Annotated in this window: 24 protein-coding genes, 1 tRNA gene and 1 pseudogene; 7 read left to right on the top strand and 19 right to left on the bottom strand. The window is 63.0% G+C overall.

The features are described from left to right. Positions 1-3: 3 nt before the first annotated feature. The 8 genes from APS40_RS21985 to rpsL all read right to left on the bottom strand — a co-directional run bounded on the left by APS40_RS21985 (position 4) and on the right by rpsL (position 6,358). Entirely contained in the window at positions 4-297 is a 294-nt protein-coding gene (locus APS40_RS21985) for a 50S ribosomal protein L23 (protein ID WP_055049073.1), read from the bottom strand. Continuing rightward, the gene (rplD, locus tag APS40_RS21980) at positions 294-914 is read right to left on the bottom strand and encodes a 50S ribosomal protein L4 (protein WP_055049072.1); all 621 of its coding nucleotides are present in this window, start codon (positions 912-914) and stop codon (positions 294-296) included. The genes APS40_RS21985 and rplD overlap by 4 nt, the downstream gene beginning before the upstream one ends. Further along, positions 914-1,618 (bottom strand): 50S ribosomal protein L3, encoded by a 705-nt coding sequence (gene rplC / locus APS40_RS21975; RefSeq protein ID WP_055049071.1) that lies wholly within the window; start codon positions 1,616-1,618, stop codon positions 914-916. The genes rplD and rplC overlap by 1 nt, the downstream gene beginning before the upstream one ends. A gap of 86 nt (positions 1,619-1,704) precedes the next feature. After that, positions 1,705-2,013 (bottom strand): 30S ribosomal protein S10, encoded by a 309-nt coding sequence (rpsJ, locus tag APS40_RS21970; RefSeq protein WP_055049780.1) that lies wholly within the window; start codon positions 2,011-2,013, stop codon positions 1,705-1,707. Between the two features lie 66 nt (positions 2,014-2,079). After that, a complete protein-coding gene (gene tuf / locus APS40_RS21965) occupies positions 2,080-3,270 on the bottom strand; it encodes an elongation factor Tu (protein ID WP_055049070.1) in 1,191 nt (396 codons plus the stop codon). 125 nt (positions 3,271-3,395) lie between these two features. Next, positions 3,396-5,486, bottom strand: coding sequence for an elongation factor G (fusA, locus tag APS40_RS21960; RefSeq protein ID WP_055049069.1), 2,091 nt, complete (start codon positions 5,484-5,486; stop codon positions 3,396-3,398). A 17-nt stretch (positions 5,487-5,503) separates the two neighbouring features. Then, complete coding sequence (gene rpsG, locus APS40_RS21955) at positions 5,504-5,974, bottom strand: 30S ribosomal protein S7 (RefSeq protein ID WP_055049068.1); 471 nt, start codon at positions 5,972-5,974, stop codon at positions 5,504-5,506. 12 nt (positions 5,975-5,986) lie between these two features. Continuing rightward, positions 5,987-6,358 carry a 30S ribosomal protein S12 gene (rpsL, locus tag APS40_RS21950; RefSeq protein WP_055049779.1) on the bottom strand — a complete coding sequence of 124 codons (372 nt, stop codon included), beginning with the start codon at positions 6,356-6,358 and terminating at the stop codon, positions 5,987-5,989. 518 nt (positions 6,359-6,876) lie between these two features. Between rpsL and APS40_RS21945 the strand changes: the two genes are divergently transcribed. Continuing rightward, positions 6,877-7,353: a YbjN domain-containing protein gene (locus APS40_RS21945; protein ID WP_055049067.1), complete on the top strand. Its 477-nt coding sequence runs from the start codon at positions 6,877-6,879 to the stop codon at positions 7,351-7,353. Between the two features lie 52 nt (positions 7,354-7,405). Here the strand turns inward: APS40_RS21945 and APS40_RS21940 are convergent, their stop codons facing one another. From APS40_RS21940 to secE, 9 genes are all read right to left on the bottom strand, one after another. After that, positions 7,406-7,720: a hypothetical protein gene (locus tag APS40_RS21940; RefSeq protein ID WP_156343040.1), complete on the bottom strand. Its 315-nt coding sequence runs from the start codon at positions 7,718-7,720 to the stop codon at positions 7,406-7,408. Positions 7,721-7,835: 115 nt separating this feature from the next. Further along, positions 7,836-12,038 (bottom strand): DNA-directed RNA polymerase subunit beta', encoded by a 4,203-nt coding sequence (rpoC, locus tag APS40_RS21935; RefSeq protein ID WP_055049065.1) that lies wholly within the window; start codon positions 12,036-12,038, stop codon positions 7,836-7,838. 81 nt (positions 12,039-12,119) lie between these two features. Next, positions 12,120-16,268 (bottom strand): DNA-directed RNA polymerase subunit beta, encoded by a 4,149-nt coding sequence (rpoB, locus tag APS40_RS21930; RefSeq protein ID WP_055049064.1) that lies wholly within the window; start codon positions 16,266-16,268, stop codon positions 12,120-12,122. Between the two features lie 346 nt (positions 16,269-16,614). Beyond that, positions 16,615-16,995 (bottom strand): 50S ribosomal protein L7/L12, encoded by a 381-nt coding sequence (gene rplL / locus APS40_RS21925; RefSeq protein ID WP_055049063.1) that lies wholly within the window; start codon positions 16,993-16,995, stop codon positions 16,615-16,617. A gap of 69 nt (positions 16,996-17,064) precedes the next feature. After that, the gene (rplJ, locus tag APS40_RS21920; protein ID WP_055049062.1) at positions 17,065-17,583 is read right to left on the bottom strand and encodes a 50S ribosomal protein L10; all 519 of its coding nucleotides are present in this window, start codon (positions 17,581-17,583) and stop codon (positions 17,065-17,067) included. A 302-nt stretch (positions 17,584-17,885) separates the two neighbouring features. Next, positions 17,886-18,581: a 50S ribosomal protein L1 gene (rplA, locus tag APS40_RS21915; RefSeq protein WP_055049061.1), complete on the bottom strand. Its 696-nt coding sequence runs from the start codon at positions 18,579-18,581 to the stop codon at positions 17,886-17,888. A gap of 2 nt (positions 18,582-18,583) precedes the next feature. After that, positions 18,584-19,012 carry a 50S ribosomal protein L11 gene (gene rplK / locus APS40_RS21910; RefSeq protein WP_055049060.1) on the bottom strand — a complete coding sequence of 143 codons (429 nt, stop codon included), beginning with the start codon at positions 19,010-19,012 and terminating at the stop codon, positions 18,584-18,586. A 174-nt stretch (positions 19,013-19,186) separates the two neighbouring features. Beyond that, positions 19,187-19,717 (bottom strand): transcription termination/antitermination protein NusG, encoded by a 531-nt coding sequence (gene nusG, locus APS40_RS21905; RefSeq protein WP_055049059.1) that lies wholly within the window; start codon positions 19,715-19,717, stop codon positions 19,187-19,189. A 35-nt stretch (positions 19,718-19,752) separates the two neighbouring features. Next, the gene (gene secE / locus APS40_RS21900; RefSeq protein ID WP_055049058.1) at positions 19,753-19,950 is read right to left on the bottom strand and encodes a preprotein translocase subunit SecE; all 198 of its coding nucleotides are present in this window, start codon (positions 19,948-19,950) and stop codon (positions 19,753-19,755) included. Between the two features lie 217 nt (positions 19,951-20,167). Here secE and APS40_RS25080 point away from each other — a divergent pair, with 217 nt between their 5' ends. From APS40_RS25080 to APS40_RS21890, 3 genes and pseudogenes are all read left to right on the top strand, one after another. Beyond that, on the top strand, positions 20,168-20,305 hold the full coding sequence (locus tag APS40_RS25080; RefSeq protein WP_156343038.1) for a hypothetical protein: 138 nt from the start codon (positions 20,168-20,170) through the stop codon (positions 20,303-20,305). A gap of 53 nt (positions 20,306-20,358) precedes the next feature. Continuing rightward, positions 20,359-20,571 (top strand): annotated as a pseudogene (locus APS40_RS21895) (helix-turn-helix domain-containing protein); the annotation flags it as partial. Between the two features lie 304 nt (positions 20,572-20,875). Further along, positions 20,876-21,157, top strand: a complete 282-nt coding sequence (locus APS40_RS21890; RefSeq protein WP_197279384.1) for a hypothetical protein — start codon at positions 20,876-20,878, stop codon at positions 21,155-21,157. A gap of 100 nt (positions 21,158-21,257) precedes the next feature. On the opposite strand, the gene APS40_RS21885 is transcribed toward APS40_RS21890, so the two are convergent. After that, positions 21,258-21,333 (bottom strand) — tRNA-Trp (locus APS40_RS21885). A gap of 155 nt (positions 21,334-21,488) precedes the next feature. Between APS40_RS21885 and APS40_RS21880 the strand changes: the two genes are divergently transcribed. After that, positions 21,489-21,767 (top strand): hypothetical protein, encoded by a 279-nt coding sequence (locus APS40_RS21880; protein ID WP_055049055.1) that lies wholly within the window; start codon positions 21,489-21,491, stop codon positions 21,765-21,767. A 77-nt stretch (positions 21,768-21,844) separates the two neighbouring features. Here the strand turns inward: APS40_RS21880 and APS40_RS21875 are convergent, their stop codons facing one another. Next, positions 21,845-22,024, bottom strand: coding sequence for a hypothetical protein (locus tag APS40_RS21875; protein WP_055049054.1), 180 nt, complete (start codon positions 22,022-22,024; stop codon positions 21,845-21,847). An 86-nt stretch (positions 22,025-22,110) separates the two neighbouring features. On the opposite strand from APS40_RS21875, the gene gcvA reads away from it, so the two are divergent. Continuing rightward, on the top strand, positions 22,111-23,001 hold the full coding sequence (gcvA, locus tag APS40_RS21870) for a transcriptional regulator GcvA (protein ID WP_055049053.1): 891 nt from the start codon (positions 22,111-22,113) through the stop codon (positions 22,999-23,001). Between the two features lie 83 nt (positions 23,002-23,084). Further along, positions 23,085-24,365: an L-fuconate dehydratase gene (locus APS40_RS21865; protein ID WP_055049052.1), complete on the top strand. Its 1,281-nt coding sequence runs from the start codon at positions 23,085-23,087 to the stop codon at positions 24,363-24,365. Positions 24,366-24,371 lie beyond the last annotated feature (6 nt).

Here is a 24,371-nt window from a genome sequence, read left to right as displayed (position 1 = left end):
CCCTCAGATGCCGGTCGAAATATCGATCGACTGGCCTTCGGCCAGGGTGACAACGGCCTTCTTGACATCCTTGCGGGTGCCAAGTTCCTGCCGGAAACGCTTCACCTTGCCCTTGCGGACCAGGGTGTTGACGGCCTTGACCTTGACCGAGAAGAGCGCCTCGACGGCGGCTTTGATATCGGCCTTGGTGGCGTCGATCGCGACGTCGAAGACGACCTGGCTGTGCTCGGACGCCATCGTCGACTTCTCGGTGACGACCGGGTTACGGATCACGTCGTAGTTGGTGAACTTGCTCATGCGAACCGGGCCTCGAGCGCTTCGAGCGCTGCTTTGGTCAGAACGAGCTTATGGCGACGGAGAATGTCAGCGACATTGATCCCCTGCACCGGCAGCACGTCGATCTGCGGAATGTTGCGCGCGGCGCTGGCGAAATTCTTGTCCACCTCGGCGCCGTCGATGATCAGAGCGCTCGACCATTCCAGCTTGCCGAACTTGGCGACCAGCTGAGCGGTCTTGGGCTCCTTGGTGGCGACGGTCGGAACGACCACCAGTTCGCCAGCCTTGGCCTTGGCCGAAAGCGCATGCTTCAGCGCCAGGGCGCGGACCTTCTTGGGCAGCTCGATCGCATGGCTACGGGGCTCGGGACCGAAGGCCCGGCCGCCGCCGCGGAACTGCGGAGCAGACTTGGCGCCGTGACGAGCGCCGCCCGAGCCCTTCTGCTTGATCGATTTCTTCGAAGTGTAGGCGATCTCGGAGCGATGCTTCACCTTGTGGGTGCCGGCCATCGCCTTGAGCTGCTGGTAGCGAACCATGCGGTGCAGGATGTCCTGACGGACTTCGAGACCAAAGATCTCGTCCTTCAGGGTGACCGAACCGTCGGCCTTACCGTCCAGAGTGGTGACCTGGAGTTCCATTATTTAGCCTCCTCGGCCACGGCTGCTGCAGCCGCCTTGAACGAACCGGGCACAGCTGCGCCCTTCGGAGCGGCCTTCTTGACCGCGTCCTTGATCTGGATCCAGGCGCCCTTGGCACCCGGGACAGCGCCCTCGACCATGATCAGCCCGCGCTCCACATCGGTGCGCACGACCCTCAGGTTCTGGGTGGTGACACGACGGTCGCCCATGTGGCCGGCCATCTTCTTGCCCTTGAACACCTTGCCGGGGTCCTGACGCTGGCCGGTCGAGCCGTGCGAGCGGTGCGACACGGACACACCGTGCGTGGCGCGCAGGCCGCCGAAGTTCCAGCGCTTCATGCCGCCGGCGAAGCCCTTACCGATCGAGGTCCCGGTCACGTCGACCAGCTGGCCCTCGACGAAGTGGTCCGCCTGCATGGTGGCGCCGACTTCAATGAGGTTCGCAGGATCGACACGAAACTCTGTTACCTGCCGCTTGGGCTCGACCTTGGCGACGGCGAACTGGCCACGCTCAGCCTTGGTGACATTCTTCGCCTTGACGGTGCCCGCGCCGAGCTGGAGGGCGGTGTAGCCGTCCTTCTCCTGCGTGCGCTGGCCGACCACCTGGCAATTCTTGAGGTCGAGCACGGTCACGGGGACGTGGGTGCCGTCGTCCAAGAACAGGCGGGTCATGCCCAGCTTCTGTGCGATCAAACCAGAACGCATCGGTTGTTACCTTCTCTCTTTGGCGCTTGACCGGGTCATTGTGTCCAAGAGGACCCTTTGGATGGTCAGCGCGAAAACTCAGTCACTCAGAGCTTGATTTCGACGTCGACGCCGGCGGCGAGATCGAGCTTCATCAGAGCATCGACGGTCTGCGGGGTCGGGTCCACGATGTCCAGAAGACGCTTGTGGGTCCGGATCTCGAACTGCTCGCGCGACTTCTTGTCGATGTGCGGCGAGCGGTTGACCGTAAACTTCTCAATCTGTGTGGGCAGCGGGATCGGCCCGCGCACCTGCGCACCCGTACGCTTGGCCGTGTTGACGATCTCCCGGGTGGAAGTGTCGAGCACACGGTGGTCAAAGGCTTTGAGCCGGATGCGAATGTTTTGACCGTTCATCTTGCTTTCCCAGCGAAAAATGGAGCGCGGCGCGCTAAAGGCGCGCCGCGCCAGCCATTGCATGCCTTACTTCAGGATCTTGGCGACGACGCCCGAACCAACGGTGCGGCCACCCTCACGGATAGCGAAGCGGAGCTTCTCTTCCATGGCGATCGGCACGATCAGCTGGACCGAGATATTCACGTTGTCGCCCGGCATCACCATCTCGGTGCCTTCCGGCAGCGTGACCACACCGGTCACGTCGGTGGTGCGGAAGTAGAACTGCGGACGATAGTTGGCGAAGAACGGCGTGTGACGGCCACCCTCTTCCTTGGTGAGGATATAAGCCTCAGCCACGAAATCGGTGTGCGGGGTCACGGAACCGGGCTTGCAGAGCACCTGACCGCGCTCGACCTGCGTACGGTCGATACCACGGATCAGAGCGCCGATGTTGTCGCCAGCCTGGCCCTGATCGAGCAGCTTGCGGAACATTTCAACGCCGGTCACGGTCGTCTTCTGCGTCGCCTTGATGCCGACGATCTCGACTTCCTCACCCACCTTCACGATGCCGCGCTCGACACGGCCGGTCACCACGGTGCCGCGGCCCGAGATCGAGAACACGTCTTCGATCGGCATCAGGAACGGCTGGTCGACCGGACGGGCCGGCTGCGGGATGTACTCGTCGACAGCGCGCATCAGCTCGAGCACGGCGTCGTGGCCGAGCTTCTTGTCACCGTCGTTCAGAGCCTCGGTGGCCGAGCCCTTGATGATCGGAACGTCGTCGCCCGGGAATTCGTAGGACGACAGCAGCTCGCGCACTTCGAGTTCCACGAGCTCGAGGAGCTCCGGATCGTCGACCATGTCGCACTTGTTCAGGAACACGACGAGCGCCGGCACACCGACCTGACGGGCGAGCAGGATGTGCTCACGGGTCTGCGGCATCGGGCCGTCGGCAGCCGACACGACCAGGATCGCGCCGTCCATCTGGGCAGCGCCGGTGATCATGTTCTTCACATAGTCGGCGTGGCCCGGGCAGTCGACGTGAGCGTAGTGACGGTTGGTCGTCTCGTACTCGACGTGCGCGGTGTTGATCGTGATGCCGCGAGCCTTCTCTTCCGGAGCCGCGTCGATCTGATCGTACGCCTTGAAGGTGGCGCCGCCGGTCTCGGCGAGGACCTTGGTGATCGCTGCGGTCAGCGAGGTCTTGCCATGGTCGACGTGACCGATCGTGCCGATGTTGCAATGCGGCTTAGAGCGGGAAAACTTTTCCTTGGCCATCGTATTCTCCGTTGGGTGCCAGCTTGGCTTGCCGGCATTAGGATCTCAGTTGTCGTTGTCTGCTTTCGGCGATCCGGGTGTGAACCGTGGTGGCTCTGGTTCCCGGATCGGCCTTGGTCTGCTTGTTAGGCGTACTTGGCCTGGACTTCCTGGGCCACCGCAGTAGGGACCTGCTCATAGTGGTCGAAGGTCATGGTGTACTGCGCACGCCCCTGAGACATGGAACGCAGCGAGTTCACATAGCCGAACATGTTGGCCAGTGGCACCATGGCGTCGATCACCTGGGCAATACCCCGGGCTTCGGTGCCGCGGATCTGACCGCGGCGGGAGTTCAGATCGCCGATGACGTCGCCCACATAGTCTTCCGGGGTCAGAACTTCAACCCGCATGATCGGCTCGAGGATCTTCGGAGCCGCCTTCTCGATGGCTTCGCGGAAACCCGCGCGGCCAGCGATTTCGAAGGCGAGAACCGAGGAGTCGACGTCGTGGTAGGCACCGTCGGTCAGCGCGAACTTGATGTCCACGATCGGGAAGCCGATGATCGGGCCAGCGCCCATCACCGACTGCACACCCTTTTCGACGCCCGGGACGTATTCCTTCGGCACGTTACCGCCAACGACTTCCGAGGTGAACTCGAAGCCCTTGCCCGGCTCGTTGGGCTCGATGCGGAACTTGATGCGCGCGAACTGACCCGAACCACCCGACTGCTTCTTGTGGGTGTAGTCGTGCTCGACGGTGCGGGTGATCGCCTCGCGGTAGGCCACCTGCGGCGCACCGATATTGGCTTCCACCTTGAACTCGCGCTTCATGCGGTCGACGAGAATGTCGAGGTGCAGTTCGCCCATGCCCGAGATGATGGTCTGGCCCGATTCCTCGTCGGTCTTGACGCGGAAGGACGGATCCTCGGCGGCCAGGCGAGCGAGCGCGAGGCCCATCTTTTCCTGATCGGCCTTCGACTTCGGCTCGACGGCGATGTCGATGACCGGCTCGGGGAACTCCATACGCTCCAAGATCACCTTGTTGTTCGGATCCGACAGCGTGTCGCCGGTGGTCGTGTCCTTGAGGCCGACGATGGCGACGATGTCGCCGGCGTAGGCTTCGTTGATCTGCTCGCGCGAGTTGGCGTGCATCTGGAACATGCGACCAACGCGTTCCTTCTTCTCCTTGACGGTATTCTCAAGGGAAGCACCGGCCTCGAGGTGACCCGAGTAGATGCGGCAGAAGGTCAGCGAACCCATGTGCGGGTCGTTGGCGATCTTGAAGGCGAGCATCGACAGCGGCTCTTCGTCCGAAGCGTGACGCTCGATCTCGGCATCGGTCTTGACGTCGATGCCCTTGATCGCCGGAATGTCGGTCGGCGCCGGCAGGAAGTCGATAACGCCATCCAGCAGCGGCTGCACACCCTTGTTCTTGAAGGACGAACCGCAGAACACCGGGAACAGCTTGACGTCGCAGGTGCCCTTGCGGATCAGCCGGCGCAGCGTGGCGTTGTCCGGCATGTCGCCGTTGAGATAAGCCTCCGTCGCCGCATCGTCCATCTCGACGGCGGTCTCGATCAGCTTCTCGCGATACTGCTCGGCGCGTTCCTTGAGGTCGGCCGGGATCTCGACGACGTCCCACTGGGCGCCCAGCTCTTCGTTGCGCCAGACCAGCGCGTTCATCTCGATGAGATCGACCACGCCCTTGAAATCGCTTTCCGAGCCGATCGGCAGCTGCATCACCACCGGCTTGATGCCGAGGCGCTTGTCCAGCGTGTCGAGGCAGAAATAGAAATCGGCACCGATCTTGTCCATCTTGTTGACGAAGATCAGACGCGGAACGTTGTACTTGTCGGCCTGCCGCCAGACGGTTTCCGTCTGCGGCTCGACGCCCTGGTTGCCGTCGAGCAGCGCGATGGCGCCGTCGAGCACGCGCAGCGAACGCTCGACTTCAATGGTGAAGTCCACGTGGCCGGGAGTGTCAATGATGTTGAAGCGGTACTGCGAGCCGTCACGGCCCTTCCAGAACGTGGTGGTCGCGGCGGACGTGATGGTGATGCCGCGCTCCTGCTCCTGCTCCATCCAGTCCATGGTCGCGGCGCCGTCGTGGACTTCGCCGATCTTGTGGGACTTGCCGGTGTAGTAAAGGATGCGTTCGGTCGTCGTCGTCTTGCCAGCATCGATGTGAGCCATGATGCCGAAGTTACGATAGCGATTGATCGGGTATTCGCGGGCCATCTGAGCGAGCCTTCCGTTTACCAGCGGTAGTGCGAGAAGGCACGGTTGGCGTCAGCCATACGGTGCGTGTCTTCGCGTTTCTTGACAGCCTGACCGCGGCCGTTGACGGCATCCATGAGCTCGCCCGACAGGCGCTCCTTCATGGTGTGCTCGCCACGCTTGCGGGCAGATTCGATGAGCCAGCGGATCGCCAGGGCCTGCTGACGGTCGGTACGGACCTCAACCGGAACCTGGTACGTCGCACCACCGACGCGGCGCGAACGCACTTCGACGGCCGGGCGGATGTTGTCCAGCGCGGTGTGGAACACACCGATCGGATCCTGCTTCAGCTTCGACTGCACGATGTCGAAGGCGCCGTAGACGATGGACTCGGCAGCCGACTTCTTGCCGTCCTTCATGAGCGAGTTCATGAACTTGGAGACGACGAGATCGCCGAACTTCGGATCGGGGTTGACTTCGCGCTTCTCAGCGGAGTGACGACGGGACATCTGGAATGCTCCTTACTTCGGCCGCTTCGCGCCGTACTTCGAACGGCGCTGCTTGCGATCCTTCACCGACTGGGTGTCGAGAACGCCGCGCAGCACGTGGTAGCGAACGCCCGGCAGGTCGCGAACACGGCCGCCGCGGATCAGCACCACGGAGTGTTCCTGCAGGTTGTGGCCTTCGCCGGGAATGTAGGAAATGACTTCACGCGAAGTCGTCAGACGAACCTTCGCAACCTTGCGGAGAGCCGAGTTCGGCTTCTTCGGGGTCGTCGTATAAACGCGAGAGCACACGCCGCGCTTCTGCGGGTTTGCTTCCATCGCCGGTACTTTGTTCCGCTTGGGCTTGGATACCCGAGGCTTGCGGATCAACTGATTAATGGTCGGCATTGCGCTCTTTCCATCGGTCCGAAGTTCGTTGCGAAAGACGATGACAAACCAATAGGGCGCCAATTCCACCCCTAACGGGGCAGCGGCGCCTCTCATTGCAGCGGACCACCCAGCGTTGGCCGGGCGTTCATGCGCACGAAGATTTGTCGTCGTCTCTTGCCTTTGGCGATGTGTTTGAAGTTCCTGGATGCCCGCACAAGGTGGCAGATACCCGCGTGAACTTCACGACCGACCGCTAAGGTTGCGCCTCTATATGGGCAGTGAGTCCCCCCGTCAAGGATTCTTTGCAGCGGAACCTGATGCTCACGTAGCCGGAAATCCGGGGAATTTCCATCCTACGGCGGGACGGGGTCGGGAGGCAGGGCTAATCTGACTCCGACGCATGGCTGGCACCAGATCGCCGATGCGGTTTTCCTCGATTTTCGGGAATCGGCCAGTGCTCCCCTGCCCCGCATTGGCCGGCTCGGGACAAAGGTGTAACAGTCGGCGCGATAGCGAAGCCGAGTTGGGAGCATTCGATGAAGCTGGCACGCCTGTCGGTCGCCGTACTACTTGGCGCCCTCGCCGCAACTCCGGCGCTGGCGCAGACGATCGTCGACGGCTCGAAGGTCGACGAGATCGTGACCATCGCCCGCGGCTATGGTTCGGCCAGCCTCGAGACGCAGGGCGACGGCAATCCGCGCATCGCCGGCAACATCAAGGGCGTGCCCTACTACGTGTTCTTCATGAACTGCTCGGCCGATGCCGCCTGCGAGGACATCAACTTCTATGCCGGCTTCGCCGACATCAAGCCGACCATGGACGCGCTCAACGCCTGGAACCGCGACAAGCGGTTCGGCAACGCCTATCTAGATGCCGACCTCGACGCGGCGATCGAGTATGACGTGAACCTCGAGTATGGGGTCACGCGCGAGAACCTCGATGCCGCATTCGGCGTCTGGTCGGTGCTGCTGGAGCAGTACACCGAGTATGTCGGATACAAGCCGGCGCCCTGAGCTTGGCCGACGACCCGCCGTTCCACCACCGGGTTGCGCACCGAAGCTCCCATCAGCGCGGCACACAGGTGCTCTTGGTCGGCAAGACTTCGCTGAAGTGGCCAGCCGTCCCACCATCCTGCTTGCACATCACCCTGCTGGCGGCGTTCTTGCCCAGATTGAACGTGCAATCGAATTTCTGGATTGCCCGCTCGCCGGTGATCTTCATTCGGCACCAGGCCTGGCAGTAGTAGGCCTTGTCACTCGGATTGGAGGCGATGACCTGGAGAGTGGACCTGTCGGCCGACAACGAACAGTTCGGCATCCAGCTGGCGAATGCCATCGTGGGCATCAGCATGGCGGCTACAGCGACCGCGACCCGCAACATTCTCATCCCCCCTCATTCTTGACTGAGTAAGGCCGTTCGCGTGCCCTCGCGCAAGGGGTGGGCAAAAGAAAGGGCCCCGTAGGGCCCTTTTGACGTTCTTTGACAGAGCTGCCGATTACTCGGCCGGCTCCACCGGGGTCGGGGTCGGCGCCGGGATGGCGGCGGTCTCGGCCTGACGGCGGCGCTCTTCGAGGATCATGTCGTCGCGACGGGTCGCGATCGCCTTAGCCTTGGAGATGCCCGCACCGGTACCGGCCGGGATCAGGCGGCCGACGATGACGTTCTCCTTGAGGCCCTCGAGCAGGTCGGCCTTGCCGGAAACCGCCGCTTCGGTGAGGACGCGGGTGGTTTCCTGGAACGACGCGGCCGACACGAACGAGCGGGTCTGCAGCGAGGCCTTGGTGATGCCGAGCAGCACCGGGTTGGCGGTGGCCGGCTTCTTGCCGTCGGCGACCAGCTGATCGTTGAGTTCGTCGAAGTCGAGCTTGTCGAGCTGCTCGTCCTTGAGCATCCCGCTGTCGCCCGGGTTCACGATCTCGACCTTCTGCAGCATCTGGCGAACGATCACCTCGATGTGCTTGTCGTTGATCAGCACGCCCTGCAGCCGGTAGACTTCCTGGATCTCGTTGACGAGGTAGCGCGCAAGCTCTTCCACGCCCTTGATCGCCAGGATGTCGTGCGGTGCCGGGTTGCCGTCGAGGATGTACTCACCCTTCTCGATGGTGTCGCCTTCCTGCAGGTGGAACGGCTTGCCCTTCGGGATCAGGTACTCGACGGGCTCGGCGCCCTCCTCGGCGGCTTCGATGATGATCCGGCGCTTGTTCTTGTAGTCGCGACCGAATTTGATCGTGCCGGTGATCTCCGCGATGATCGCGTGATCCTTGGGACGACGGGCCTCGAACAGCTCGGCCACACGCGGCAGACCGCCGGTGATGTCCTTGGTCTTGGCACTTTCGAGCGGAATACGGGCCAACACGTCACCCGGCGAAACCTTCTCGCCCGGCTCGACCGCGATAACCGCGTCGACCGAGAGCAGGTACCGCGCTTCGCCGCCGCGATCCAGTTTGACGACGGCGTCGCCACGCTTGATCGTGATGGCAGGCTTCAGGCTGTCGCTGCGCTGGCTGGTCCGCCAATCCGACACGACGCGCTTGGTGAAGCCCGTCGTCTCGTCGGTGGTTTCCGCCACCGAGGCACCATCGACCAGATCCTCGAACGCCACTTCGCCGTCGACTTCGGCCAGCACCGGACGGGTGTACGGATCCCATTCGGCGATACGCTGGCCGCGCTTGACTTCGGCGCCGTCATCGACACGCAGCTTGGCGCCGTACGTCACGCGGTGCGTGGCGCGGTCCTTGCCCTCGTGATCGAGGATGGCGATGGTCACGTTACGGCCCATGGCGATCAGCTGACCACCCTCGACCTTGGCGACGTTGCGGTTGCGGATCTCGATCTTACCCTCGGCACCAGCCTCGAGGTAGGACGAGTCGACCACCTGCGCGGTGCCACCGATGTGGAACGTACGCATGGTCAGCTGGGTACCCGGCTCACCGATCGACTGAGCAGCGATCACGCCGACAGCTTCACCGATGTTGACCGGCGTACCGCGAGCAAGGTCGCGACCGTAGCAGGCGGCGCAGCAGCCCTGGCGGAGATCGCAGGTCAGCGGCGAGCGGATGCGCACCGTCTGGACCTTGTAGGACTCGATGACGTCGACGTCCTTCTCCGTGAGCAGCGTGCCCTTGGCGATGATGACGTCGCCGTTCTCGGGGTTGACGATATCGTCAGCCGCGGTGCGGCCGAGGATGCGCTGTCCGAGGGTCGCCACCACCTGGCCGGAGTCGACGATCGGCTCCATGGTCAGGCCGCGATCGGTGCCGCAATCGAGCTGCACGATGATCGCATCCTGCGCCACGTCGACGAGACGACGGGTCAGGTAACCCGAGTTCGCGGTCTTCAGCGCGGTGTCCGCGAGGCCCTTACGGGCGCCGTGGGTCGAGTTGAAGTACTCGAGAACGTTCAGGCCTTCCTTGAAGTTGGCGGTGATCGGGGTCTCGATGATCGAGCCGTCCGGACGAGCCATCAGGCCGCGCATACCGGCAAGCTGCTTCATCTGGGCCGGCGAACCACGGGCGCCGGAGTGGCTCATCATGTAAACCGAGTTGATCGGCTTCTGACGACCCGTCTCCTTGTCGAACTGAACGGCAGCGATGCCCTTCATCATCTCTTCGGCGACCTTGTCGCCGCACTTGGCCCAGGCGTCGACCACCTTGTTGTACTTCTCGCCCTGAGTGATCAGGCCGTCATTGTACTGCTGCTCGAACTCTTCGACCTGCTTCCGGGTATCCTCGACGATTTTGTACTTCGAGGCCGGGATGACCATGTCGTCCTTGCCGAACGAGATGCCGGCGCGGGCAGCGTGCTTGAAGCCGAGGTCCATGATGCGGTCGCAGAAAATGACCGTCTCCTTCTGACCGCAACCGCGATACACGGTGTCGATCATCTTGGAGATCATCTTCTTGGTCATCAGCTGGTTGGCCGTCGCATACGGCACAGCCGGATGCTTCGGAAGCAGCTTGCCCAGCATCATGCGGCCCGGCGTGGTCTCGACGATCTCGGTCGTGCGATTGCCTTCCAGATCATAGACGTCGACGCGCCCCTTGATCTTGGAGTGCATGGTCACGACGCCCGATGCCAGGGCGTGCTCGAGCTCGCCCATATCCGAGAAGGCCATGCCCTGCCCCGGCTCGCCCTCGTTCATGAGGGAGAGGTGATAGAGGCCCAGCACGATGTCCTGGCTCGGCACGATGATCGGCTGACCGTTGGCCGGGTGCAGGATGTTGTTGGTCGACATCATCAGCACGCGGGCTTCGAGCTGCGCCTCGAGCGAGAGCGGCACGTGCACGGCCATCTGGTCACCGTCGAAGTCGGCGTTGAACGCCGCGCAGACGAGCGGATGCAGCTGGATCGCCTTGCCTTCGATCAGGTGCGGCTCGAACGCCTGGATGCCCAGACGGTGAAGCGTGGGCGCACGGTTCAGCAGAACCGGGTGCTCGCGGATCACTTCGTCGAGGATATCCCAGACCTCGGGCTTCTCCTTCTCGACCAGCTTCTTTGCCTGCTTCACCGTCGACGAGAGGCCCTTCGCCTCCAGCCGCGAGTAGATGAAGGGCTTGAACAGCTCGAGCGCCATCTTCTTGGGCAGGCCGCACTGGTGGAGCTTGAGCTCCGGACCCACGGTGATCACCGAACGGCCGGAATAGTCCACGCGCTTGCCGAGCAGGTTCTGACGGAACCGGCCCTGCTTGCCCTTGAGCATATCAGAAAGCGACTTCAGCGGACGCTTGTTCGCACCGGTGATGGTGCGGCCACGACGACCGTTGTCGAACAGCGCATCGACCGCTTCCTGAAGCATGCGCTTCTCGTTGCGGATGATGATGTCCGGAGCGCGAAGTTCAATCAGGCGCTTCAGGCGGTTGTTGCGGTTGATCACACGACGGTAGAGGTCGTTGAGATCGGAGGTGGCGAAACGGCCGCCATCCAGCGGCACCAGCGGACGCAGCTCGGGCGGAATGACCGGAATGACAGTCATGATCATCCACTCGGGCTTGTTGCCCGAGACGATGAACTGCTCGACGATCTTCAGCCGCTTGGCGAGCTTCTTGGGCTTGAGCTCAGTGGTCGCCTCGGCGATCTCGACGCGGAGGTCCGCGGCGATCTTTTCGAGGTCGAGCGAGAGCAGCAGGTCGCGGATGGCCTCGGCGCCGATCTTGGCGGTGAAGCTGTCGGCACCATACTGGTCCTGGGCGTCGAGATACTGCTCCTCGGTAACCAGCTCGTTCACGCCGAACGGGGTCAGGCCGGGGTCCAGCACGACGTACTGCTCGAAGTAGAGGATGCGCTCGATATCCTTCAGCGTCATGTCGAGCAGCAGCGCGATGCGCGACGGCAGCGACTTGAGGAACCAGATATGGGCAACCGGGGCGGCGAGCTCGATGTGGCCCATGCGCTCGCGACGGACGCGGCTCAGGGTGACTTCGACGCCGCACTTCTCGCAGATGACGCCCTTGAACTTCATGCGCTTGTACTTGCCGCACAGGCACTCGTAGTCCTTCACGGGCCCGAAGATGCGGGCGCAGAACAGGCCGTCGCGCTCGGGCTTGAACGTGCGGTAGTTGATGGTCTCGGGCTTTTTGATCTCGCCGTAAGACCAGCTCAGGATCTTTTCCGGGCTCGCGATGCTGATCTTCATCTGATCGAACATCTGAACCGGGACCTGCGGATTGAACGGGTCCATGACGTGGTGATGAGTGTTCATCGGTAGACTCCTCTTATCGGAGCTTCCCGGCGGCTCGAGCCGGGAAGCGTCCGAAGTGAATGTGGGTTGAACTCGGCAGCCTTATTCCGCCGCGTTCTGAGGAGGTGCGAGCTGGTTATCGGCAGGGCCGCCCTGGGGCAGCGCGTCGCCTTCAAAAGTGTCCAGCTCGACATTGAGGCCGAGAGAGCGGATTTCCTTGACGAGAACGTTGAAGCTCTCGGGGATGCCCGCCTCGAAGGTGTCGTCGCCTCTGACGATCGCCTCGTAGACCTTGGTGCGACCAGCAACGTCGTCCGACTTGATGGTCAGCATTTCCTGCAGCGTGTAGGCGGCGCCGTACGCTTCGAGCGCCCACACCTCCATTTCGCCGAAGCGCTGGCCGCCGAACTGCGCCTTGCCGCCCAGCGGCTGCTGGGTAACGAGCGAGTACGGGCCGATCGAACGCGCGTGGATCTTGTCGTCCACGAGGTGGTGAAGCTTCAGCATATAGATGTAGCCCACGGTCACCTTGCGGTCGAACTGCTCGCCGGTGCGGCCATCGAAGACGATGGACTGGCCGGTCGAGTTGAGCCCGGCGCGCTGCAGCAGATCGACGATGTCGCTCTCCTTGGCGCCGTCGAACACCGGAGTGGCGATCGGCACGCCCTTGGAGAGATGCTCACCAAGGCGGAGGATGCTGTCGTCGTCGAGCTGGGCCACGTACTCGTCGCCTTCGTAGAGCGCGCTGATCTCCTTCTTGAGCGGAGTCATGTCGCCCTTCTGCTGGTAGGTCTTGACGATCTCATCGATCTTCTTGCCCAGCCCGCGAGCGGCCCAGCCAAGGTGCGTCTCGAGGATCTGACCCACGTTCATGCGCGACGGCACACCGAGCGGGTTCAGCACGATGTCGACGTGCGTACCGTCTTCCAGGTACGGCATGTCTTCGATCGGGGTGATGCGCGACACCACGCCCTTGTTGCCGTGACGGCCGGCCATCTTGTCGCCCGGCTGGATCTTGCGCTTGGTCGCAACGAAGACCTTGACCATCTTCATCACGCCCGGCGGAAGTTCGTCACCGCGCTGCAGCTTGTCGACCTTGTCGATGAAGCGCTGCTCGAGCAGCTTGCGGCTCTCCTCGTACTGGGCGTGGAGGGCCTCCATCTCGGCCATGACCTTGTCGTCCTCGAGGGCGAACTGCCACCACTTGGACCGCGGCTGAGCGTCGAAGGTCGCGTCGTTCAGCTTGGTGCCGTTGACATAGCCCTTGGGGCCAGCGGTCGCGGTCTTGCCGAACAGCATTTCCTTGAGACGCGCATAGACGTTGCGGTCGAGGATCGACTGCTCGTCATCACGGTCCTTGGCCAGGCGCTCGATTTCCTCGCGCTCGATGGCCATGGCGCGCTCGTCCTTGTCGATGCCGTGGCGGTTGAACACGCGCACTTCCACGACAGTACCAGCATCGCCCGGCGGAACGCGGAGCGAGGTATCACGGACGTCCGAGGCCTTCTCGCCGAAGATGGCGCGGAGGAGCTTTTCTTCCGGCGTCATCGGGCTTTCGCCCTTCGGGGTGATCTTGCCCACGAGGATGTCGCCGGCAGCGACTTCCGCACCGATGTGCACGATACCGGCTTCGTCGAGGTTCTTCAGCGCTTCTTCCGAAACGTTCGGAATGTCGCGGGTGATTTCCTCGGGACCAAGCTTGGTGTCGCGGGCCATCACTTCGTATTCCTCGATATGGATCGAGGTGAACACGTCCTGCATGGCGATCTTCTCGCTGAGCAGGATCGAGTCTTCGAAGTTGTAGCCGTTCCACGGCATGAACGCGACGAGCACGTTGCGACCGAGAGCCAGATCGCCCAGTTCGGTCGAGGGACCATCCGCAACGATGTCGCCGGCCTCGACGTGGTCGCCCACCACCACCAGCGGACGCTGGTTGATGCAGGTCGACTGGTTCGAACGCTGGAACTTCATCAGGTTGTAGATGTCGACGCCCGACTTCGACGCATCGGTCTCTTCGGTGGCGCGGATAACGATACGGGTCGCATCCACCTGGTCGACGATGCCCTTGCGCTTGGCGACGATCGCAGCGCCCGAGTCACGGGCGACGACCGGCTCCATGCCGGTGCCCACGAACGGGGCCTCGGCGCGCAGCAGCGGCACAGCCTGACGCTGCATGTTCGAGCCCATCAGGGCGCGGTTGGCGTCGTCGTTCTCGAGGAACGGGATGAGCGCCGCGGCCACCGAAACGATCTGCTTGGGCGACACGTCCATCAGGTCGATGGTCTCTTTCGGCGTCAGTCCGTTGTCACCGGCATGGCGCGCCACGATCAGGTCGTTGGCGAACTCGCGCTTGTCGTTGAGCTCGGCATTGGCCTGGGCGACGTAGTGCTTGGCCTCTTCCATCGCCGACAGATAGACGACGTCGTCAGTGACCTTGCCATTGACGATCTTGCGGTACGGGGTCTCGATGAAGCCGTACTTGTTGACGCGCGCAAACGTCGCCAGGCTGTTGATCAGACCGATGTTCGGGCCTTCCGGCGTCTCGATCGGGCAGATGCGGCCATAGTGCGTGGGATGCACGTCGCGCACTTCGAAGCCGGCACGCTCGCGGGTCAGGCCGCCAGGCCCGAGCGCCGAGAGACGACGCTTGTGCGTGATCTCGGAGAGCGGGTTGGTCTGATCCATGAACTGGCTGAGCTGCGACGAGCCGAAGAATTCGCGCACTGCTGCGGCCGCCGGCTTGGCGTTGATCAGATCCTGCGGCATGACGGTGTCGATCTCGACCGACGACATGCGCTCCTTGATCGCCCGCTCCATGCGGAGCAGACCGAGCCGGTAGTGGTTCTCCATCAGCTCGCCGACCGAACGCACGCGGCGGTTGCCGAGGTTGTCGATGTCGTCGATCTCGCCGCGGCCGTCGCGCAGGTCGACGAGGGTGCGAACCACCTCGACGATATCTTCCTTGCGCAGGATCCGGACGGTGTCCTCGGCCTCGATGTCGAGGCGCATGTTCATCTTGACGCGGCCGACGGCGCTCAGGTCATAGCGCTCGCTGTCGAAGAACAGCGACTTGAACATGGCTTCGGCGGTTTCGACGGTCGGCGGCTCGCCCGGACGCATGACGCGATAGATATCGAACAGCGCGTCTTCGCGGGTCTCGTTCTTGTCGACGGCCAGCGTGTTGCGCAGGTAGGCGCCCACGGTGACATGATCGATGTCGAGGATCGGCAGCTCGTCGAAGCCGGCATCCTTGAGCTTGGTCAGCAGCTTCTCGTCGATCTCGTCGCCGGCCTCGGCGAAGATCTCGCCGGTCTTCATGTTGACGAGGTCCTGCGCGATGAACTGACCGTAGAGGTCCTCTTCCACCACGGCGAGATGCGTCAGTCCGCCCTCGGCGAGCTTCTTGGCCTGCCGCGGCGACAGCTTCTTGCCGCCCTCGTGGACCACGTCGCCGGTCTTGGCGTCGATGAGGTCGAACGTCGGCTTGGCGTTCTTCATCTTCTCGGCGTCGAACGGCTTTTGCCACCCGGTCTTGGTCTTCTCGAACTGGACCGTATCGTAATAGGTCGCAAGAATTTCCTCGGCGTCCATGCCGAGCGCCTTGAGCAGCGAGGTCACCGGAATCTTGCGGCGACGGTCGATACGGGCGAACACGATGTCCTTGGCGTCGAACTCGATATCGAGCCAGGAGCCGCGGTACGGGATGATGCGTGCGGCAAACAGCAGCTTGCCCGAGGAGTGGGTCTTGCCCTTGTCGTGATCGAAGAACACGCCGGGCGAACGGTGCATCTGCGAGACGATGACGCGCTCGGTGCCGTTGACGATGAAGGTGCCGTTCATGGTCATGAACGGCATGTCGCCCATATAGACGTCCTGCTCCTTGATGTCCTTGACGGAGCGGGCGCCGGTCTCTTCATCAACTTCGAACACGATCAGGCGAAGCGTGACCTTGAGCGGCGCTGCGAACGTCATGTCGCGCTGACGGCACTCGTCGACGTCGTACTTGGGCTGCTCGAACTCGTACTTCACGAACTCGAGGGAAGCAGTGTTGGAAAAGTCGGTGATCGGAAAAACCGACCGGAAAACGGACTGAAGCCCCTCGTCGGGACGCCCGCCCTTGGGCTCATCCACGAGGAGGAACTGATCGTAGGAGGCCTTCTGGACCTCGATCAGATTGGGCATCTCCGTGACTTCGCGAATGCTGCCGAACGACTTGCGTACCTTGCGGCGGCCGTTGAACGTGGTAGCCATACCAGCTCCTCAAATTTCTCGATGTCTCGGAGGCAGATGTCCAAAGGCCCGACTATCAGCCGTCGGGCATCAGGACATCGGCCTTGCTTCTTGTCATCGGGGCCCGGTGAGTGGGAGGGAGCCCCGGTCATTACGCACTTGCCTGCGCGGAACCGTATGGCCCCGCTGCACTGCACTCGAATTCATCCGCGCTCGAAGAGCGCCATCCGAACTCCGAAATTGTGATTGTCCTGCCCGGCCATCCAATCGCGCGGGTGGAACGCGTCCCAAATACCATAAATGCGACGCAAATAAGGCAGCGCGGCTTTTTCGCCGCGCTGCCCGAGATCGTTGTCCGCAGACGACCTTACTTGAGGTCGACCTTGGCGCCAGCTGCTTCCAGCTTCTTCTTGATGTCCTCGGCCTCAGCCTTCGAAGCGCCTTCCTTGACGGCCTTCGGAGCGCCTTCGACCAGAGCCTTGGCTTCGCCCAGGCCCAGACCGGTGATGGCACGGACTTCCTTGATGACGTTGATCTTGTTGTCGCCGAACGAGGCGAGGATCACGTCGAATTCGGTCTTCTCTTCAGCGGCAGCGGCGGCAGCGCCACCAGCGGCCGGAGCAGCGGCGACGGCGACCGGAGCGGCAGCCGAAACGCCCCACTTCTCTTCGAGAAGCTTCGACAGCTCGGAAGCTTCCAGAACGGTCAGGGCAGACAGGTCGTCTACGAGTTTGGCGAGATCAGCCATTTGTATTCTCTCTTTGATGTTTCAGTTCGAACCGTGAAGGGCCGGAACGGCCCAACGTGGGTAGTTTGCCTATGCTGCATTGCCCTTGTCGGCGTGAGCCGAAATGACCCGTGCAACTGCACCGCCCGGAGCCTGCAGGACAGACGCGATACGCGTGGCGGGCTGCTTGAGCATGCCTGCGAGCGTGGCGCGGAGCTGGTCCAGCGAGGGCATCGTGGCGAGCGCCTTGACGTTGTTCGCGTCGAGCCCGGTCTTCCCCATTGCGCCACCGAGAACCACGAACTTCTGGTTCTTGTCGGCGAAAGCGGCCGCGACTTTCGGCGCGGTCATGGGATCCTTGGCGAAGGCGACGACGGTCGGACCTGTGAACAGGGCCGAGATGTCCGCGTTGTCGGTATCCTTCAGAGCAAGCTTGGCGAGGCGGTTCTTAGCCACCTTGATCGTACCGCCGGCCTGCTTCATCTGCTTGCGCAGAGTCTCCAGGTCAGCAACGGTCAAGCCGGCATTCTGGGCAACCACGATCGACCCGGCCGTCGAGAACGACGACTGGAGCGAGGTGATGAGCTCAGCCTTTTCCGCTCTTTCCACTGCTAGTCTCCACATTTGGCCCGGAGATAGGTCCCGGACCGTTTGCCAATTGCTGCCCTCCGTCGAGGAGTGCAGCGGTTGATGCCTGTCAACCGGCTGACCGTTGGAGGGCGAAATGCCCCTTGGCGGCAACTGGCCTGGTTCGAACCGGACAAGGATTCCGGTCTTCACCCCATCTATGCGGGCCCCTGAACAGGGATTAGCGCTCCCGAAGGAACAGACCCGCAGTCTCGGACAGGACTTCACCGATCCGAAGATCGGCACCCCGACGGCATGACTGCCGCCGGGAATTCTTGATCTAGTTAGGCGTTGACCGACGAGGGGTCGACGTGGACGCCGGGGCCCATGGTCGAGGACACCGCGACACGCTTGACGTAGGTGCCCTTGGCGCCAGCCGGCTTGGCCTTCTGCACCGCATCGGCGAACGCCTTGATGTTCTGCAGCAGAGCTTCGTCCGAGAACGAGGCCTTGCCGACGCCGGCGTGCAGGATACCTGCCTTCTCGACGCGGAACTCGACGGCGCCGCCCTTGGCGGCCTTGACCGCACCGGCGACATCCGGCGTTACGGTGCCGACCTTGGGGTTCGGCATCAGGTTGCGCGGGCCCAGGATCTTACCGAGGCGGCCGACCAGCGGCATCATGTCCGGGGTCGCGATCACGCGATCGAACTCGATCTTGCCCGACTGGACGATCTCGACCAGGTCCTCGGCACCGACGATGTCGGCGCCGGCCTTCTTGGCCTCATCGGCCTTGGCGTCCTTGGCGAACACGGCGACGCGGACGGTCTTGCCGGTGCCGTTGGGCAGGTTCACCACACCACGGACCATCTGGTCGGCGTGACGCGGGTCGACACCCAGGTTGAACGCAACTTCGACGGTCTCATCGAACTTCGCCTTGGCGCGTTCCTTGACCATCTTCACGGCGTCGCTGAGAGCATAGAGCTTCTTGCGATCGATGCCCACGCGGGCGGCGTCAGTACGCTTACCGAGCTTGCTCATGATCAGCCCTCCACCTGCAGGCCCATGGAACGGGCAGAACCGGCAATCATCGTCATGGCCTGCTCGACGTCATAGGCGTTGAGGTCGGCCATCTTCTTTTCGGCGATCTCGCGAATCTGCTTCTGCGAGATAGTGCCGGCGGACTCCTTGCCCGGAAGCTTGGAACCGGACTTCAGGTTCACGGCCTTCTTGATCAGATAGGTGACCGGCGGAAGGCGGGTTTCGAACGTGAAGCTCTTGTCGGCGTAGATGGTGATCACGACCGGGGTCGGGGCACCCTTTTCCTGCTCGGCGGTCTTCGCGTTGAAGGCCTTGCAGAATTCCATGATGTTGAGGCCGCGCTGGCCGAGCGCGGGGCCGATCGGGGGCGACGGGGTCGCCGAGCCGGCCGGAACCTGAAGCTTCAGGTAGCCAGTAATCTTCTTTGCCATGATACGTCCTTTCACAAACGCTGCCCGGCGTCACCCGGGCGTGAGACGCCGTGGTCCGGGATCTTACGGGCGCCTGGCAGCGCCCTACCCTCCCACGGTTTTCCGCTCCCTCGCGGCAGCGGTATCCGGCTGACGCCGGAATTCTTCAGTCGTGCTTGCGCAACGACAGGATCGTCAGACCTTCTCGACCTGACCGTATTCGAGCTCGACCGGGGTCGGACGCCCGAAGATCGAAACTTCCACCTTGAGGCGCGAGCGCTCCTCGTCGACCTCTTCCACCACGCCGTTGAAGCTGGCGAAGGGACCATCGGAAACGCGCACCTGCTCGCCGACCTCGAACGAGACCGACGGCTTGGGATGCTCCACGCCTTCCTGCACCTGCTGCAGGATCGCCATGGCCTCACGCTCCGAGATCGGCATCGGCTTGTCGCCCGAGCCGAGGAAACCGGTGACCTTGGGCGTGTTCTTGATCAGATGGAACGCCTCGTTGGTCATTTCCATCTTTACCAGCACGTAGCCCGGGAAGAACTTCCGTTCGGCATCGACCTTGCGGCCACGACGCATCTCGACGACCTTCTCGGTCGGCACGATTACGTCGTCGAACAGGTCCTCGAGCTTCTTCTGCGCAACCTTCTGACGGATGTCTTCCGCCACCTTGCGCTCGAAGTTCGAGTACGCCTGAACGATATACCAGCGCTTGGCCATGCCGCGTCGAAGCTCCTAAAAAACCAGTCTGCCGTTCAGCGGATCGACAGCATCAGCTGCACGAGCCAGGAAATGAGCTGATCAGCCGCGAGAAAGAAGAAGCTCGCGATGACCACCATCACCAGCACCATCACCGTCGAGACCAGCGTCTCGTTGCGGGTGGGCCAGGTGACCTTGCCGACTTCCTGACGAACCTCTTGCAGGAATTTCAACGGGTTCAGTGCAGCCATCAGCTCTACTTCCAGTCGGGCCGTCAGGCCAAAAACGAAGAACCGCGCGAGTCTCCCCGGGCGGCTTGGGAGCCGGTATCTAATGACTTGGTCCCGCTATTGCAAGCCCCAATGACAGGCCGATGTCGGCGCGGCGGGCGGCTGGGCTGTCAGCCAACGGTCAGCTTGTCTCCACTATCAGAGCCAGGTGGACCAGCGGTGTGATTCTGAGGATCGGGGAATGGGGGAGCTGTTGCAGACGGTCGTGTGGACGCGGCTTGGGCATCGGCTCCCCGTCATCATCGTCGCCGCAGCCGCGGTGGCAAGCTTCCTGATCGTTGCGGGTCTCAGTTTTTACCTGCCGATGGACCTTGAGTAACGTGAGGGCTTCATATGCTGTACGCCTATGATCTTCATCCCGACCCCGCGGCGACGCTGCAACTGGTGGGGCTGCAGGCGGCAGATGTCGAGCGCGAACTGATCCTCGCCACACTTCGAGCCACACACGGCAATCGCACCCACGCTGCGGCGATCCTTGCCATCAGCATACGGACGCTGCGCAACAAACTGCACGAATACGCCGAAGAGGGCATCGACGTACCGCCTCCGCCGACCGGCCACGAGTCGGTGGCGGGAACCGACTGAGAAGGTCGCGCGCTCGAGCGGACCGACGGCAGGCAAGTGTCTTTGTTAAATGCGGCCGGCGCAGCCCGGAGTACCATATCGGCTTCGGGAGGAAGCAGCGGGCCGCTGACCCGTGCGTGTCGCGCCCGCTGACTTCCTCGCGGAGCCCGGCAGATCTTGGTTGCTTTGCTCCGCACTTCGAGGCTCCGCTGGCCTGATGGTCAGCGTCACGTGGCGTGAGACCACCGATCATTCCCTCCCCCGTCGCCGGAACCAGATCGAGGCGAGCACATTCTTGTCCCTGCATTGCAGGGAGTTTCGAATGATGCGTGATGCCGTTCTTGCCGGTCCCACCCCGGCGGAAATCGTTGCCCTGGTGCGCTTGGCCGAACATGGCGCAAGCGTGCCGCCCCATCTGACCATGTCGATGGTCGCCAAGGGCTGGCTGATGATCGCCGACGAGGGCACAGCGCTGATCACCCTGGCGGGCCGCGCACTGGTCGAACGGGCTCAGGTGGCTGACCTGGAGCTCTTGGCTGGAGTACCAGTCGACCTGTCGACCTGGCGTCCCACGCAGGCCGCCCATACGCCCGCGGCCACGCGCTGAGGCTACACGAGCGGGCTGGGAACACCGGATACCGGCATCCACGTTTCCATCGACAAAGGGAAATGCGTGCTGACCAGCGCTTGGCTTCAGCTATTGCAGGTGGCAGGGGCAGAAGGACTTGAACCCTCGACCCTCGGTTTTGGAGACCGATGCTCTACCAACTGAGCTATACCCCTAAACCTGCGGCCCTCCCTCTACTGAAAAGCCTCGCGCCGCGCAAGTGGCAAGGGGGCAACCTTCGCCTCATGATTGCGTCGTGCTTCGGAGCGGGATTAGACTCCTCGGCGGCACCGCCCGTTGGCGGCGCCTGGAGGATATCAGGGGAAAACAGATGAAGAGACTCGTTCTCGTTGCCGCGCTCGTCGCGTCGAGCTTTGCCGTGCCTGTCCTGCCCGTCGCCGCCGCACCGGCGCTTACAGATTCGGAAGTCAATTGCCTGATCTTTCCGGCATTGAAGAAAGAGTGCTGGGAGAAAGGCGCGGCGATGCTCAAGGCGACACCCAAGACGGTTGCGACCGCGATGGAGGCGACTCCTGCCACCATCAAGCTGCCGACGCTGTTGAGCTGCAAGCGGGCCCCCAAGGGATCGGGCCACCTGCTCGACTGCTGACGAACATCTCGATTGACCGAAGGGCCCGGCAGTTGCCGGGCCCTTTTCGTTACAAGTCGCGAAAACGACGGCGCTCGTCACTCAATTCGAAAAGGACGGTCTCCCTGCGGCGCGCCGATGTCGGCGCGCAGATAGGGGCTGAGTTCGCGGATGTCGGCAACCGGATGCGCCGGGCGCAGCAGGACCAGATGAGTCATCCAGCGGAACAGGGCGGCGGTACGAGTCCGGGGGGCTTGATAGAGCATCTCAATCACCATTCAGCTTTGCTGTGTGTGGCTGGAAGGTGCGCGCCCGAGCCTTTGATTTCCAACAAAAGCTCAGGTATCCTCCATAAGGAGGCCTTATGTCTGATCATCTCCCACCACTGGCGGCGATCCGCGCGTTCGAAGCGGCGGCCCGGCATCTGAGCTTCACCCGCGCCGCCCAAGAACTGGGCATGACGCAGGCAGCGGTGAGCTATCAGATCAAGCTGTTGGAGGAGCGCGTCGGGGCGCCATTGTTCCTGCGCCGGCCGCGCGAGGTTGCGCTGACCGAAGCGGGCACGCGGCTGGCTCCCGAGGTGAACCGGGCCTTCGACATCCTGCGCGAGGCGTTTGTCGATCTGGGTCAGCGCGAGCATGGCACGCTCATCGTCAACACCATGCACACGTTCGCCGCGCAGTGGTTGGCGCCGCGACTCGGGATTTTCCAGTTGCGCCACCCCGAGATCGCGGTGCGGCTCGAAACCACCGGCCGGCTGGTGGATTTTGCCCGCGAGGAAGTGGATGTAGTGGTGCGCGCCGGCAAGGGAAAATGGCCCGGCCTCACCGCGGTGAAACTGATCGACGTGCGCTTCACCCCGATGCTGTCGCCGGCGCTGGCCGCCTCGATCGGCGGCGTCCATGAGCCGGCCGACATCCTGAAGCTGCCGCTGCTCGACGCCGACGACGCCTGGTGGATCTTCTGGCTGGATGCATACGGGCTGCCGCACGATGTGCTGAAGCAGCAGAACACGCCGTCGATGAACATGCAGACCTTCGACGCCATCGCCGCCATGGCCGGCCAGGGCGTCACCCTGCTCACCCCCGAATACTTCCAGCGCGAGCTGGCCGAGGGACGATTGATCCAGCCGTTCGAGCGGGTAATCGACGAAGGCACCAGCTACTGGCTCGCCTATCCGGAGGGGCGCCGCAACGTCCCCAAGATCAAGGCGTTCAGGGACTGGATCGTGGCGGAAGCCGCCAACCCCACCTAACCGGACAAAGTCGCGCGCAATCCGCCTTGCCTCGATCGCCGCTCTGGGATGAGCTTCGTTCGACCTCGCCTTGGATAACGATCATGACCCGCATCACCAGCCTGACCACCTACGACCTGCGCTTTCCCACTTCCGCTTCGCTCGACGGCTCCGATGCGATGAACCCGGATCCGGACTACTCGGCAGCTTATGTGATCCTCGAAACCGACAGCGATCTGGCGGGACATGGGCTGACCTTCACCATCGGCCGCGGCAACGACATCGTCTGCAAGGCAATCGAGGCCCTGACGGCGCGCGTCACCGATCTCGACCTCGACTGGGTGGAGGAGAACCCAGGCCGGTTCTGGCGGCATATGACCGGCGACAGCCAGTTGCGCTGGATCGGGCCGGACAAGGGCGCAATGCACCTCGCCACCGGCGCGGTGGTCAACGCCGTCTGGGATCTGTTGGCCAAGCGGGCGGGCAAGCCGGTCTGGCGCTATGTCGCAGACATGACGCCGGAGCAGCTCGTCTCGATCATCGACTTCCGCTACCTGACCGATGCGATCACTGCGGACGAGGCGCTGGCGATCTTCCGCCGGGCACAAGTCGGCAAGGCCGAGCGGATCGCCGAGCTCGAGGCCAATGGATACCCCTGCTACACCACTTCGGCCGGCTGGCTGGGTTATTCCAACGAGAAGCTGACCCGTCTCGCCACCGAGGCGGTGGACGCCGGCTTCTCCCATATCAAGATGAAGGTCGGTCGCGACCTCGGCGACGACATCCGCCGGCTCGAGATCGTCCGCTCGATCATGGGGCCGGACCGCTACCTGATGATCGACGCCAACCAGGTCTGGGAGGTCGACCAGGCCATCGATTGGGTGAACCAGCTCAAGCGCTTCGCCCCCTACTTCATCGAAGAGCCGACCAGCCCCGACGACGTCGAGGGGCACCGGAAGATCCGCGAGGCCATCGCCCCGGTGAAGGTCGCGACCGGCGAGATGTGCCAGAACCGCATCCTGTTCAAGCAGTTCATCACCCGCGGCGCCATCGACATCGTGCAGATCGACGCCTGCCGCATCGGCGGGCTCAACGAAGTCTTGTCGGTGCTGCTGATGGCGGCCAAGTGCGGGCTGCCGGTCTGGCCGCATGCCGGCGGTGTCGGGCTATGCGAGTACGTCCAGCACCTGTCGATGATCGACTACCTGGTGGTGTCGGGCAGCAAGCAGGGCCGGGTGATCGAATATGTCGACCACCTGCACGAGCACTTCCTCGATCCCTGCGTTATCCGCAACGCCGCCTATATGCCGCCGCAGCTGCCGGGCTTTTCCATCGAGATGAAGCCGGCCTCCATCGCCGCCAACCGGTTCGGCCAGGCCGGCTAGGCTACC

It is taken from the genome of Devosia sp. A16 (assembly GCF_001402915.1).
GTDB lineage: Bacteria > Pseudomonadota > Alphaproteobacteria > Rhizobiales > Devosiaceae > Devosia_A.
This window is presented reverse-complemented; position numbering and strand designations above follow the sequence as displayed.